This is a genomic window from Klenkia sp. AC732 (assembly GCF_979256525.1).
In genome coordinates, this window is the sequence record NZ_CEEDOS010000068.1 from 1 (window position 1) to 12,446 (window position 12,446).

14 protein-coding genes are annotated in these 12,446 nt (G+C 73.6%); 2 read left to right on the forward strand and 12 right to left on the reverse strand.

Annotation, left to right across the window (positions count from 1 at the left end; genetic code table 11):
* Positions 1-911, reverse strand: a 911-nt coding sequence (locus AC0IVP_RS21050; protein ID WP_471759138.1) for a DUF6779 domain-containing protein, incomplete at its 3' end; no start/stop codon positions are given.
* 83 nt (positions 912-994) lie between these two features.
* On the opposite strand from AC0IVP_RS21050, the gene AC0IVP_RS21055 reads away from it, so the two are divergent.
* Entirely contained in the window at positions 995-1,603 is a 609-nt protein-coding gene (locus AC0IVP_RS21055) for a DUF1684 domain-containing protein (RefSeq protein WP_056293562.1), read from the forward strand.
* Positions 1,604-1,720: 117 nt separating this feature from the next.
* On the opposite strand, the gene AC0IVP_RS21060 is transcribed toward AC0IVP_RS21055, so the two are convergent.
* From AC0IVP_RS21060 to AC0IVP_RS21075, 4 genes are all read right to left on the reverse strand, one after another.
* Complete coding sequence (locus tag AC0IVP_RS21060) at positions 1,721-2,707, reverse strand: glycine betaine ABC transporter substrate-binding protein (protein WP_235564705.1); 987 nt, start codon at positions 2,705-2,707, stop codon at positions 1,721-1,723.
* A 205-nt stretch (positions 2,708-2,912) separates the two neighbouring features.
* Positions 2,913-3,905: a glycine betaine ABC transporter substrate-binding protein gene (locus tag AC0IVP_RS21065; protein WP_056293568.1), complete on the reverse strand. Its 993-nt coding sequence runs from the start codon at positions 3,903-3,905 to the stop codon at positions 2,913-2,915.
* A gap of 120 nt (positions 3,906-4,025) precedes the next feature.
* Positions 4,026-4,799 carry an ABC transporter permease gene (locus tag AC0IVP_RS21070; protein ID WP_471759140.1) on the reverse strand — a complete coding sequence of 258 codons (774 nt, stop codon included), beginning with the start codon at positions 4,797-4,799 and terminating at the stop codon, positions 4,026-4,028.
* Positions 4,796-5,548 (reverse strand): ABC transporter permease, encoded by a 753-nt coding sequence (locus tag AC0IVP_RS21075; protein WP_471759142.1) that lies wholly within the window; start codon positions 5,546-5,548, stop codon positions 4,796-4,798. Before AC0IVP_RS21075 ends, AC0IVP_RS21070 begins: the two co-directional genes overlap by 4 nt.
* A 26-nt stretch (positions 5,549-5,574) precedes the next feature.
* Between AC0IVP_RS21075 and AC0IVP_RS21080 the strand changes: the two genes are divergently transcribed.
* Positions 5,575-6,774: an ABC transporter ATP-binding protein gene (locus AC0IVP_RS21080; RefSeq protein WP_082556771.1), complete on the forward strand. Its 1,200-nt coding sequence runs from the start codon at positions 5,575-5,577 to the stop codon at positions 6,772-6,774.
* A gap of 18 nt (positions 6,775-6,792) precedes the next feature.
* Here AC0IVP_RS21080 and AC0IVP_RS21085 read toward each other — a convergent pair whose 3' ends face one another.
* The 7 genes from AC0IVP_RS21085 to hpt form a co-directional block, all read right to left on the reverse strand.
* Positions 6,793-7,296 (reverse strand): DUF3180 domain-containing protein, encoded by a 504-nt coding sequence (locus tag AC0IVP_RS21085; protein WP_056293570.1) that lies wholly within the window; start codon positions 7,294-7,296, stop codon positions 6,793-6,795.
* A complete protein-coding gene (folK, locus tag AC0IVP_RS21090) occupies positions 7,293-7,796 on the reverse strand; it encodes a 2-amino-4-hydroxy-6-hydroxymethyldihydropteridine diphosphokinase (RefSeq protein ID WP_471759144.1) in 504 nt (167 codons plus the stop codon). The genes AC0IVP_RS21085 and folK overlap by 4 nt, the downstream gene beginning before the upstream one ends.
* Complete coding sequence (gene folB, locus AC0IVP_RS21095; RefSeq protein WP_056293574.1) at positions 7,793-8,155, reverse strand: dihydroneopterin aldolase; 363 nt, start codon at positions 8,153-8,155, stop codon at positions 7,793-7,795. The genes folK and folB overlap by 4 nt, the downstream gene beginning before the upstream one ends.
* On the reverse strand, positions 8,148-9,038 hold the full coding sequence (folP, locus tag AC0IVP_RS21100) for a dihydropteroate synthase (RefSeq protein ID WP_255352979.1): 891 nt from the start codon (positions 9,036-9,038) through the stop codon (positions 8,148-8,150). Before folP ends, folB begins: the two co-directional genes overlap by 8 nt.
* On the reverse strand, positions 9,035-9,634 hold the full coding sequence (gene folE / locus AC0IVP_RS21105) for a GTP cyclohydrolase I FolE (RefSeq protein ID WP_471759146.1): 600 nt from the start codon (positions 9,632-9,634) through the stop codon (positions 9,035-9,037). Before folE ends, folP begins: the two co-directional genes overlap by 4 nt.
* Positions 9,631-11,640, reverse strand: a complete 2,010-nt coding sequence (gene ftsH / locus AC0IVP_RS21110) for an ATP-dependent zinc metalloprotease FtsH (RefSeq protein ID WP_056293583.1) — start codon at positions 11,638-11,640, stop codon at positions 9,631-9,633. The genes folE and ftsH overlap by 4 nt, the downstream gene beginning before the upstream one ends.
* 192 nt (positions 11,641-11,832) lie before the next feature.
* The gene (hpt, locus tag AC0IVP_RS21115) at positions 11,833-12,432 is read right to left on the reverse strand and encodes a hypoxanthine phosphoribosyltransferase (RefSeq protein WP_471759148.1); all 600 of its coding nucleotides are present in this window, start codon (positions 12,430-12,432) and stop codon (positions 11,833-11,835) included.
* Positions 12,433-12,446 lie beyond the last annotated feature (14 nt).

A 12,446-nucleotide genomic window follows, 5' to 3' on the forward strand; every position in this document is an offset into this window, starting at 1 on the left:
GCGGGGGGGGTGGGGACGACCGGTGCGGGGACGGCGGGCTGCGCCGCCACCGGTCGGACCGGCTCGGCGGGGAGGTCGCGCTGCCCCAGCCACTCCCGCGGCGACGGCGGCTCCGGCCGTGCCGACTGCTCGGCCCTGACCGGCTCGACCCTGACCGGCTCGACCGGCTCGGGCTCGATCCGCGGGAAGGAGCGGGTGGCGTCGGCCGGCAGCGGAGCCGGCGCCGGGACCGGCGGGGTGGTGGTGCGCACGGGGAGGGGCTCGGGGGTCGGGTCCACCCACACCGGCGCGGCCTCCAGCAGCCGGTCCTCACCGCGCTCGAGCCGAGGGCGCTCGCTGGGCATCCGGATCGACTGGGTGCGCATGACGATCCGCTCGACCAGCATCTCCCCGGACAGCTGCTCGGTGAGCTCGTGGCGCAGCCGGCTCATGTCGGACTTCAGCTCACCGAGCCCCGCCAGCTGGTCGCGGAGGGCGGCCAGGCCGGCCAGGTCGTTGCGCAGCTGGTCCATCTCGGCCCGCATGGCCTCCTGGGTCTCCCGCCGCAGCTGGTTCTCCAGCCGCAGCTCGTACTCCCGGCGGGCGGCGACCTCGCGCTCGAGCTCGAGCTCGTAGGCCTGCCGCAGCTCGGCCTCCCGGCCGGCCGCGACGGCCTGGTCGGTCTTGCGGCGGCCGGCGGAGAAGGCGGCGATGACGAAGGCCCACGCGACGGCGATGACGGCCAGCCGCAGGTAGAGCGCGTTGTCGGTGAGGAAGACCGCCAGCGTGGCGCCGATGGCCAGCGCGAAGCCCAGCGCGATCCCGGTGATCCGCAGCGCGGACGCCGAGGAGGTGCTGGTCCGGGCGGCGTCGTCGACCCGGCCGACGGGACGGGACGCGTGCGACCCCACGTCGTCCGGCCGGTCTGCCACCCCTCCACCCTACGGTGGCGGGGGCGGCACCGGTCGTGATCGTGACCGCAGTGTCGGGGTGACCGGGTGTCACAGTGGACGGCGTGACGCTCACCCTGCTCGACTGGCGACGACAGGTGCACGCCCTCTACGCCGCCGCGCGGTCCGCCGAGGACCCGCAGGCCGGCTGGGCCACCTGGCGGGCCGGCCGCGACCGCCTGTTCACCGACCACCCGGACTCCCCGCTCGGGGAGACCGCCCGGGCCGCGTTCACCGGGCTGCCGGTGGCGCCCTACGACCCGCAGCTGCGCTTCCTCGCCCGGCTGGACACCGACGTCGAGCCGCAACGCCTGCAGCTGCCCACCGCCGACGACGGCGTCGTCGCCCTGGACCGGGTCGGCCGGGTGACCCTGGGCGAGCTGGGTCGGCTGGACGTGTGGTGGCTGGGCGGGTACGGCGGCGGGCTGTTCCTCCCGCTGCGCGACGGCAGCGCCGGGACGACGACCTACGGCGGTGGCCGCTACCTGCTGGACACGGTCAAGGGCGCCGACCTGGGCGGAGACGCCGGCTCCCTGGTCGTCGACCTGAACCTGGCCTACCACCCCTCCTGCACCTACGACCCGCGCTGGTCCTGCCCGCTGCCCCAGGAGGGCAACCGGCTCGACGCCGTCGTCACCGCGGGCGAGCAGCTCCCGCCCGGCGGCTGGTACTGAACGCCGCGAGGCGGGCGCCCTGGGGGCACCCGCCTCGGTGACGTGCTGGAACGGCCTCGTCGCAGGGTCCCGCGCGGCGCGTGGAGCGCGTCGTGGGGGGGCGACGAGGTCCTTCTGCTACTGGGCCAGGATCGGGTCCGTCGAGAGGACCTGGGCCATGGAGATCTCGCCCTGGATGAGCGCCTGGTTGGTGGCGGCACCCAGGTCGTAGTCGCCCAGCGAGGCGAACTGGAAGCCGTAGACGTCCTCGAGCCCGATCTGGCAGAACGGCCGGGTCGGGCACTCGGGGGTGGCACCCAGGACCAGCGACCCGTCGGAGCAGGCCTCGGCGAGCTCGGACATCGTGGTGATGCCCCCGAGCTCCTCCTGCAGGGCGACGGTGATGGCGAAGGCGTTGCTGTCCTCGGCCTCGGCGGGCTCGCCGAAGGTCAGGCCGGCCGGGGTGCCCAGGCCGCGCAGGGCCTCGACGCTGGGCTCCAGGTCGCCGGAGACGACGGCCTCGTCGGGGTTGCCGTCGAGGTACTCGGCGACGGTGCCGACGTACTCGGGGAAGACCTGGAACTGGCCGGCCTGCAGGGCGGGCAGGTAGGCCTCGCGCTGGCCGACGGTCTGGACGGTGGCGGTGAAGCCGGCGTTGTTGAGGGCGCCCGCGTACACGTTGGCCAGGATCTGGCTCTCGGTGAAGCTGGCGGCCCCGACGGTGACGGCGCCACTGCCGGTGACGCCGGAGCCGAGGTCGTTGGCCTCGACGTACTCGGCGGCGGCGTCGGTGACGCTCTTGCGCTCGACGTCGACGGCGGCGTTGAGGCCGACGAGGTCCTCGGTGGTGAGCACGTCGGAGACGGTGTTCAGCGCGTCCAGGGCGGTGGGGTTCGCCTCGGCGTAGCTGGTCTCCAGCGCCGGGATGATGTTGTCGACGGCCTGGAGCTCCTTGTCGTCCTCCATCACCACGAGCTGGTCGTCGGCGATGGGCGCGCAGGTGCTGCCGGAGGCCTGGCCACCGTCGGAGCCGCCGCTGCCGTTGCCGGAGGAACCCGACTCGCCGCAGGCGGCGGTGGCCAGCACCGCGGCGATGGCGAACGGAGTGAGTACGCGGGCGCGCATGCGCATGTGTCCGCCTTCTGTGTCCCGCGCCCCCCGGGTCTGGGGGACGACGCGTGTCCGGCGGGAGGTGTCCCGCGGCCCCTGAGCGAACCGCGACCGTCGTGACCAGCGCAAATCCCCCGGGACACCGTGACCGAACCGTTGTGAACGCCGAGAGGCGGGCACCCCCCGGGGGTGCCCGCCTCTCGTGCCGTGCCGGAACGGCCTACTGGGCGAAGACCGGGTCGGTCGACAGGGCCAGCGCGAGGGAGATCTCGCCCTGGATGAGGGCCTGGTTGGTCGGGGCGCCGAGGTCGTAGTCGTTCACCTGGGAGAAGGTGAAGCCGTAGGTCTCCTCGAGGCCGGGCTGGCAGAAGGGCCGGGTCGGGCACTCGGGGGTGCCGCCCAGGACCAGCGAGCCGTCCGAGCAGGCCTCGGCCAGCTCGGAGAGGGTGGTGATGCCGCCCAGCTCGTCCTGCAGGGTGGTGGTGATCGCGAAGGCGTTCTCGTCGGCGGCCTCGGCGGGCTCCCCGAAGGTCAGGCCCACGGCGTCACCGAGCGGGCGCAGCACCTCGACGGTGGCGTCCAGGTCGGCGCTGGCCACGGCCTCGTCGGGGTTGCCGTCGAGGTACTCGGTCAGCGTTCCCACGTACTCGGGGAAGACGTCGAACTCGCCGCCCTCGAGGGCGGGCAGGTAGGCCTCGCGCTGGCCGACGGTCTGCACCGTGGCGGTGTAGCCGGCGGCGTTGAGGGTGTCGGCGTAGACGTTGGCCAGGATCTGGCTCTCGGTGAAGCCCGCGGCCCCGACCCGGACGGTGCCGGTGCCGGGGGTGGCGTCGGAGCCCAGGTCGTTGTCGGCGACGTAGGCGGCGGCGACGTCCTCGGCGGACTGGCGCTCGATGTCGACGCCGGAGTTCATCGCGACGAGGTCCTCGGTGGTGAGCACCGTGGAGATGGAGCTCAGCACGTCGAGCACGCCGGGGTTGGCGGTGGCGTAGGCGGTGTTGATCGCCGGGATGATGTTGTCGACGGCCTGCAGGCCCTCGTCGTCCTCGAGGACGACGAGCTGGTCGCCCGGGATGGGCGCGCAGGCGTCGCCGGAGGCCTCGGCGCCCCCGCCGGAGCTGGTGCCCGAGGAACCGGACTCCCCGCAGGCGGCGGTGGCCAGCACCGTGGCGACGGCGAACGTGGTGGTGAGGATGCGGGCGCTGGTGCGCATGGGTCCGCCTTCTGTGTCCCGCGCCCCGGTCTGGGGCGACGCGTGTCTGGCGGGAGGACTCCCGCAGCACACGACTCAACCCGGCACGACCGACCGGGGCAATCGGGCGTTGCCGTCTTGTTACCTCGGGGGCGAGGTTCCGGCTCCGGCGCCGACCAGGTCGCGGTCCTCGGCGGCGGGCAGGTCGACCGGCTCGTCGACCGGGCGGCGGGGGCGACCGCCGGTGAAGGGCAGCCGCTTCTCCCCGGGGGTGACGACCCAGCTGACCACGGCCAGCAGGACCTCGGTGAGCAGGGCCAGCAGGGCCACCAGCAGCGCACCGGCCATGACGACGCCGTTGTCCTGACGGGCGAAGCCGGTGCGGATGACCGAGCCCAGCGTGCCGCCGCCGAGCAGTGCGGCCAGCGTCGCGGTGGCGACGACCTGCACGGCCGCCGTCCGGATGCCGGTCATCATCAGCGGCACGGCCAGAGGCAGCTCGGCCCGGAAGACCACCTGCCGCTCGCTCATCCCCATCGCCCGCGCGGACTCCACGACGTCCCGGTCGACCTCGCGGAAGCCCACGTAGGTGTTGGCCAGGATCGGCGGGATCGCGAAGACGGCCAGCGCGATCACCGGCGCCCAGATGGTGAACCCGATCGGGGTGACGGCGAAGATCGTGAGGATCGCCAGGGTGGGCACGGCGCGCGAGACGTTGGCCAGGCCGACGGTGATGGCCCCGCCCTTGCCCGTGTGCCCCAGCACGACCGCGAGCGGCACGGCGATGACCAGGCCGATGGCCAACGCGAGACCGGCGATCTGCAGGTGCTGACCGGCCAGGTCCAGGATGCCGCGCGGACGGGTCCAGTTGACCGGGTCGTTGAGGTAGACGAAGGCGTCCCCGATGGCGCTCACGCGGCGACCTCCACGGACTCGGCCGTGCGGGTGGCGGCCGTCGTGCGCCCCGCGGTCGGGGTGCGGGTCCAGGGGGTGAGCACCCGCTCGAGCAGGGCCAGCAGCTGGTCGGCGACCAACGCCAGGACGACGCAGGCCAGCGTGCCGAAGACGATCGGCGGCCGGTAGTAGTTGGCGCTGAACCCGTTGACGATGATGATCTGCCCCAGCCCGCCCTGACCGACGACGACGCCGACCGTCACCAGGGCGACGGTGGAGACCGTGGCGATCCGCAGCCCGGCCATGATCGAGGGCAGCGCCAGCGGGATCTCCACCTTGGCCAGCAGCCGCCCGGGGCCGTAGCCCATGCCGCGGGCGGCCTCGACGGCGTCGGCGGGCACGGCCTGCAGGCCGGCCAGGAAGTTCCGGACCAGGATCACCAGGGAGTACAGCACCAGGCCGACGGCGACGGTGGTCTCCGACAGCCCGGTGAAGGGCGACAGGAACGCGAACATGGCCAGCGACGGGATCGTGTAGACCAGCGTCGAGACGCCCAGCACGGGCCCGGTGAGGAACCGGCTGCGCCGCGCGAGCAGGGCCAGCGGGAACGCGATCAGCGCTCCGATCAGCACGGACACGACGGTCAACCTGACGTGCTGGACCAACAACGGCATGATGGTGCCCCAGTTGTCGACCACCCACGAGGAGCTGAACCACGGGTTCGGCGCCGCGTCCACCGCGAGCACCGCCATCTCGCTCGCAGCGCTCACCGAGCGCGCACCAGGAAGGTCACCGCGTGGACGCTACTGCCACCTCCACCGCTCCCACCACCGCTCCCGCAGGTCAGGGCGGCGCCGAGGAGATCCGTCTGGAGGGCGTCAGCAAGGTCTACCCCGACGGTTCCGTCGGCGTGCAGTCCCTGGACCTGTCCTTCGCCGCCGGTGAGCTGACCGTGCTGGTCGGCCCCTCGGGCTGCGGGAAGACCACCACGATGAAGATGATCAACCGGATCATCGAGCCCAGCACCGGCCGCATCCTGGTGGGCGAGGACGACGTCACCCGGGTCGACCCGGTGCAGCTGCGCCGCCGCATCGGCTACGTCATCCAGAACGTGGGTCTCTTCCCGCACCAGTCCATCCGGACCAACGTGGCGACGGTCCCCAAGCTGCTGGGCTGGGACAAGAGGCGCACCCGCGACCGGGTGGAGGAGCTGCTGTCCACGGTCGGGCTCGACCCGGCCACGTTCGGCGACCGCTACCCCCACCAGCTCTCCGGTGGTCAGCGCCAGCGCGCCGGCGTGGCCCGGGCCCTGGCCGCGGACCCCTCCGTGCTGCTGATGGACGAGCCGTTCTCCGCCGTCGACCCGGTGGTCCGCGAGCGCCTGCAGTCGGAGTTCCTGCGCCTGCAGGAGACCGTGCGCAAGACCATCGTCTTCGTCACCCACGACATCGAGGAGGCCGTGCGCCTCGGTGACCGGATCGCGGTGATGAGCGAGGGCGGCAAGGTCGAGCAGTACGCCACCCCGGCCGAGCTGCTCGGGAAGCCGGCCAGCCCGTTCGTCGCGGACTTCGTCGGCTCGGACCGCGCGCTCAAGCGGCTGGCCGTCACCGGCATCGACACCGCCGACCTCGAGCGCCCCCCCGTGGTGCACGTGGACGACACCCTGGCCGAGGCCCGCGCGGTCCTGGAACAGACCGGCGCCCGCTGGGCGGTCGTGCTGGACGCGCAGGAGACGCTGCACGGCTGGCTCTCGGTGGACCGGGCGCAGGGCTCGGGCACCGTGCGCAGCGCCGGGCGGCACATGGAGGCGTGGGTGCCCGTGGACTCCACGCTGAAGAACGCCTTCGCGATCATGCTGCGGATGGAGGCCGGCTGGGTGGCCGTCCTGGACGGGGACCGCTTCCTGGGGGTGCTGACCCCGGAGTCGCTGCACGCCGCGCTGCGCCGCTCCGTCGACGGGTCGGTCCCCGAGACCGCCGGCGCCGCACTGGGCTGACCCGCCCCGGGACGACGCTCAGCCCCGCGGGGCGTCGTCCCGGTCGTCGGGCTGCTCGGGCACGCGGCAGGCGTGCTCGAGCACCAGCGCCGCACCCACGAGGGCCGCGGAGAGCACGACCCCGATCGCGGCGGCCACGGCGTCCCCGCCGGCGGCGGCCAACCGGCCGGACTCCGACAGGGCGTGCACCCCGGTGCCGGCCCACAGCCCGGCGAACCCGGCCCCCACCCAGGCGCTGGCCTGGGCGAGCACCGCCAGCCGGGCCACGAGCATGGGCTCCACCGGCCGCGCCGCGGCGGCACCGCTGCGCCCGGGGGCCGGACGGCGGTCGCGCTCGGCGGCCAGCCTGGCCCGCAGCGTCCGGGCGCCCAGCCCCTCGGCCGCGGCGAGCAGGCCGAGGGGCACCGGCTGCCACCAGTGCAACGTGGGCAGGCTGCCGTAGGACTGGCGGACGACGAGCCAGGCGACGACGGCGACGCCCACCGCCAGCACGGCCAGGTCACGGCGGGAGACCGGCTTCACGCCAGCTGCTCCCACCGCTCGACACCCTCGACGTCCTCGGGCGGGAGCGCGGCCAGCAGCTCGCGCACCGCACCCCGCCCGGGCAGGACGGCGGCCGGGTCGAGCGCCATCCACGGCACCAGCACGAAGGCGCGCTCGTGTGCCCGCGGGTGCGGCAGGGTCAGCTCCGGGTCCTCCGACAGCACCGGCCGGCCGTCGTCGTCGGTCACGGTGACCACGTCGACGTCCAGCGTCCGCGGTCCGAAGCGGACCCCGCGGGTGCGGCCGGCGGCCTGCTCCAGCTCGTGGGCCAGCGCCAGCCACCCGGCGGCGTCCCGGTCACCGCGGACGACGGCGACCGCATTGAGGTAGGGCGGCTGCTCGACCGGGCCCCACGGGGGCGTCTCGTACAGCACCGAGCGGGCCACCAGCCCCTCCCCCGTCAGCGCCCGCAGCGCGGTGCGCAGGGTGCCGGCCCGGTCGCCCAGGTTGGCCCCCAGCGACAGCACGGCGCGGGTCACCGGCGCTCGCGCCGGATCTGGACGGTCACGTCGTCGAAGGGCACGCCCAGGTCGGCGTCCGGCTTGTGCACGGTGATCTGCACGGCGTCGACCAGCGGGTCGCCCAGGCACACGTCGGCCAGCCGCTGCGCCAGGGTCTCCAGCAGGTCCACCGGCTCGCCGGTGAGCACCGCGTGCAGCGCCTGGGCCAGCTCCGCGTAGTTGACCGTCTTCGCCAGGTCGTCCCCGGCGGCGGCCGGTGCGGTGTCGACGTCGAGCACGGCGTCGACGGAGAAGGTCTGGCCCTGCTCGCGCTCGACGGCGTAGACGCCGTGGTGGGCGTGGGCGGTCAGGCCGCGGACGGCGATCTGGTCAGGCACGGGACCTCCGGTCGGGGGCGGGGTGACGGGTGGTGGCACCCGCGGCGGCGCGGGCGGCACGGACCGCGGCCACGGTACGGACGGCGTCGACGGAGGGGCCGGCGTCGTGCACCCGGACCCCCCAGGCGCCGGCCTCGGCGGCCAGCACGGTGGTGGCCAGCGTGGCGGCGTCGCGCTGCTCGGCCGGGCGGGGGGTGCCCGCGTCGTCGGCGAGCAGCCGGCCCAGGAAGCTCTTGCGGGACGCACCGACCAGCAGCGGCAGACCGAGCCCGACCAGCCGGTCCAGCCCGGCCAGCAGCGCCCAGTTGTGCTCGGCGTTCTTGGCGAACCCCAGGCCGGGGTCCAGCACCAGCTGGGCGGGGTCCACGCCGGCGGCGACGACGTCCTCGACCCGGGCGGTGAGCTCGGCGCAGACCTCGGTCACCACGTCGCCGTAGCGCGCCGCGGCGTGCATCTCCCGGCTGTGCCCCCGCCAGTGCATGAGCACCCAGGGCACCCCCCGCTCGGCGACCAGGGCGGCCATGCCCTCGTCGGCCAGCCCACCGCTGACGTCGTTGACCAGGCCGGCGCCCGCGTCCAGCGCGGCGGCGGCGACCTCGGCCCGGGTGGTGTCCACGCTGACCCGCACCCCGGCGGCGGCCAGCTCACCGATGACCGGCAGCACCCGCTCGCACTCCTGCGCGGCGTCGACCCGGTCGGCACCGGGCCGGGTGGACTCCCCGCCCACGTCGACCCAGTCCGCCCCGGCGGCGTGCAGTGCCAGTCCGTGCGCGACGGCGGTCGGGGTGTCGGCGAAGCAGCCGCCGTCGGAGAAGGAGTCGGGCGTGACGTTGAGGACGCCCATCACCTGGCAGCGGTCCCCGCGCGGCAGAGGCGCGGTCACCGGCCCAGGACGAGGCTCATCGCCTCGGCACGGGTGGCCGCGGACTCCTTGAACACCCCGCGGACCGCGGAGGTCATCGTCCGGGTGCCCGGCTTGCGCACCCCGCGCATGGCCATGCACAGGTGCTCGGCCTCGACCACCACGATGACGCCGCGCGGCTGCAGCGCCGACATCAGCGCGTCGGCGATCTGCTTGGTCATCCGCTCCTGCACCTGGGGGCGCCGGGCGTAGACCTCGACCAGCCGGGCCAGCTTGGACAGCCCGGTCACCCGGCCGTCGGCACCGGGGATGTAGCCGATGTGCGCCACCCCGTGGAAGGGCACCAGGTGGTGCTCGCAGGTCGAGTACAGCGCGATGTCCTTGACCAGGACCAGCTCGTCGTGGTCCTCGTCGAACGTCGTCGCCAGGATCTGCGCCGGGTCCTGGCGGAGACCGGCGAAGGTCTCGGCGTAGGCCCGGGCGACCCGGCCGGGGGTGTCCCGCAGGCCGGGTCGGTCCGGGTCCTCCCCGACCGCGATCAGCAGCTCGCGGACGGCCGCCTCGGCCCGGGCGTGGTCGACGCCGTCGACCGACACCGGGACCGCGAGGTCGGTCACCGGGACTGCGGCGCGCCGGCGTCGCCGACGGGCAGCGGCTTCTCGACGTCCCCGCCGTGGCCGTTGAGCGCCGCGGTGCCGCGGGCCTGCTCGGCCGGGGTGAGCACCGGCGGCCGGTCCGACGGCGTCCGCTTGCCGAAGCCGTTGTAGGGCGCCAGGTTCGGCCGCTTGTCCACCCCGGCGCAGATCCGAGCCATGTCGTCCTTGGTCAGCGTCTCCTTCTCCAGGAGCTCGAGGACCAGGCTGTCCAGCACGTGCCGGTACTCGACCAGGATCTCCCACGCCTCGTCGTGCGCGGCCTCGATGAGGGCGCGCACCTCGGAGTCGATGTCGGCGGCGACGGCCTCGGAGTAGTCCGAGCGGGAGCCCATGTCCCGGCCCATGAAGGGCTGGGCGTCGGAGGTGCCGTACTTGACGGCGCCGAGCTTGGCGCTCATGCCGTACTCGGTGACCATCGACTTGGCCATCGCGGTGGCCTTCTCGATGTCGTTGCCGGCACCGGTGGTCGGCTCGTGGAAGACCAGCTCCTCGGCCGCCCGCCCGCCCAGGGCGTAGGCCAGGGTGTCGATCATCTCCGAGCGGGTCTGGGTGTACTTGTCCTCGGTCGGCAGCACGAGGGTGTGCCCCAGCGAGCGCCCGCGCGGCAGGATCGTCACCTTGTGCACCGGGTCCAGGTTGGGCAGTGCGTGCGCCACCAGGGCGTGCCCGCCCTCGTGGTAGGCGGTGACCTTCTTCTCCTTCTCGCTCATCGCCCGGGTCTTGCGCTCCGGGCCGGCGAGCACGCGGTCGATCGCCTCCTCGAGGGTGGCGTCGGTGATGACGGTGCCGCCGTGCCGGGCGGTGAGCAGCGCGGCCTCGTTGAGCACGTTGGCCAGGTCGGCCCCGGTGAAGCCCGGGGTCCGGCGGGCCAGGGTCTCCAGGTCGACGTCGTCGGCCAGCGGCTTGCCGGTCGCGTGCACCTTCAGGACGGCGACGCGACCGAGCAGGTCGGGCCGGTCGACGGCGATCTGGCGGTCGAAGCGGCCCGGGCGCAGCAGCGCGGGGTCCAGGATGTCGGGCCGGTTGGTCGCGGCGATCATGATGACGCCGCCCTTGACGTCGAAGCCGTCCATCTCGACCAGCATCTGGTTGAGGGTCTGCTCGCGCTCGTCGTGCCCGCCGCCCATGCCGGCGCCGCGGTGCCGGCCCACGGCGTCGATCTCGTCGATGAAGATGATCGCGGGGGCGTTGGTCTTGGCCTGCTCGAACAGGTCACGGACCCGGCTGGCGCCGACGCCGACGAACATCTCGACGAAGTCCGAGCCGGAGATCGAGTAGAACGGCACCCCGGCCTCGCCGGCCACGGCGCGGGCCAGCAGCGTCTTGCCGGTCCCGGGCGGGCCGAAGAGCAGCACGCCCTTGGGGATCTTCGCCCCGATCGCCTGGTACTTGACCGGGTTCTGCAGGAAGTCCTTGATCTCGTGCAGTTCCTCGATGGCCTCGTCGGCGCCGGCGACGTCGGCGAACGTGGTCTTCGGGGTGTCCTTGCTGACCGCCTTGGCCTTGGACTTGCCGAAGGCCATCACGCCGCGGCCGCCGCCCTGCATGGAGCTGAACAGCCAGAACAGCAGGCCCAGGATGATCAGGAAGGGCAGGAAGCTGACCAGGATCGACACCAGCAGGTTGTCCTGGGTGACGTTGGTGTCGAAGCGCACCGGGTCACTGGAGCCGCTGCCGTCGGTGCCGCGCACCAGGTCGTAGACCTGCGAGGAGGCGCCGGCCGGGTACGACGTGGTGATCTTGTCGTTGCCGTCGACCGCGCTCGACAGGTCGATGTCGAGGGTCTGTTCCTTGTCGTTGATCGTGACCCGGTCGACGTTGCCGTCGGCGAACTGGGCCAGGGCCGTGGAGGTGGGCACCTCCTCGTACCCGCCGTTGCCCCGGAAGGCGGGCAGCACGATCGCGACGACCAGGACGACGAGGGCGACCCAGAACCAGACGGAGCGGAAGATCTTCTTGCGTTCCATACACCGATGCCGGGCGGTCCGGGGACGAGACCCGGGGTGCCCGTCGACCCTCCTGATCGTCCGTGGACGCCGCGCGACCCGAGGTGGGCACCTGCGTCGCGAGGGGCGACGTCGTTGGACGCCGACGGTACACCCGGGACCCTGTGCGTCCGCTGCTCAGCGGCTGGACCCCACCTGGAGTGGGGACCGGGGTCAGGAGCTGTAGACCTCGGGCTTGAGGGTCGCGATGTAGGGGAGGTCGCGGTAGCGCTCGGCGTAGTCCAGGCCGTAGCCGACGACGAACTCGTTGGGGATGTCGAAGCCGACGTACTGCACCGGCACGTCCACCTTGACCGCGTCGGGCTTGCGCAGCAGGGCGCACACCTCCAGCGAGGCCGGGCGGCGGCTGCCCAGGTTCTTCAGCAGCCAGGACAGCGTCAGGCCCGAGTCGATGATGTCCTCGAGGACCAGCACGTGCTTGTCGGTGATGTCCCGGTCCAGGTCCTTGAGGATCCGCACGACGCCGGAGGAGCTGGTGGCCGACCCGTAGGAGGACACCGCCATGAACTCCATCTGGGTGGGCAGCTGCAGCGCCCGGGCGAAGTCGCTCATGAAGAGCACGGCGCCCTTGAGGACGCCGACCAGCAGCACCTCGCGGCCGGCGTAGTCCACGGCGATCCGGTCGGCCAGCTCGCGGATCTTGTCCGCGATCTGCTCCTCGGACAGCAGCACGTGGTCGATGTCGGGGCCGTACCCGTGGTCGGGGCCCAGGGGTCCCGCGGGCGCTCCGGCGGGGGTGGCGGGCTCGGTCACGGTGGGGGCTCCTC

Coding starts and splice junctions, on each gene's coding strand:
- AC0IVP_RS21060 (WP_235564705.1), bottom strand. CDS start 2,707: ATGCGCGCCCGCGTACTCACTCCGTTCGCCATCGCCGCGGTGCTGGCC.
- AC0IVP_RS21065 (WP_056293568.1), bottom strand. CDS start 3,905: ATGCGCACCAGCGCCCGCATCCTCACCACCACGTTCGCCGTCGCCACG.
- ftsH (WP_056293583.1), bottom strand. CDS start 11,640: ATGGAACGCAAGAAGATCTTCCGCTCCGTCTGGTTCTGGGTCGCCCTC.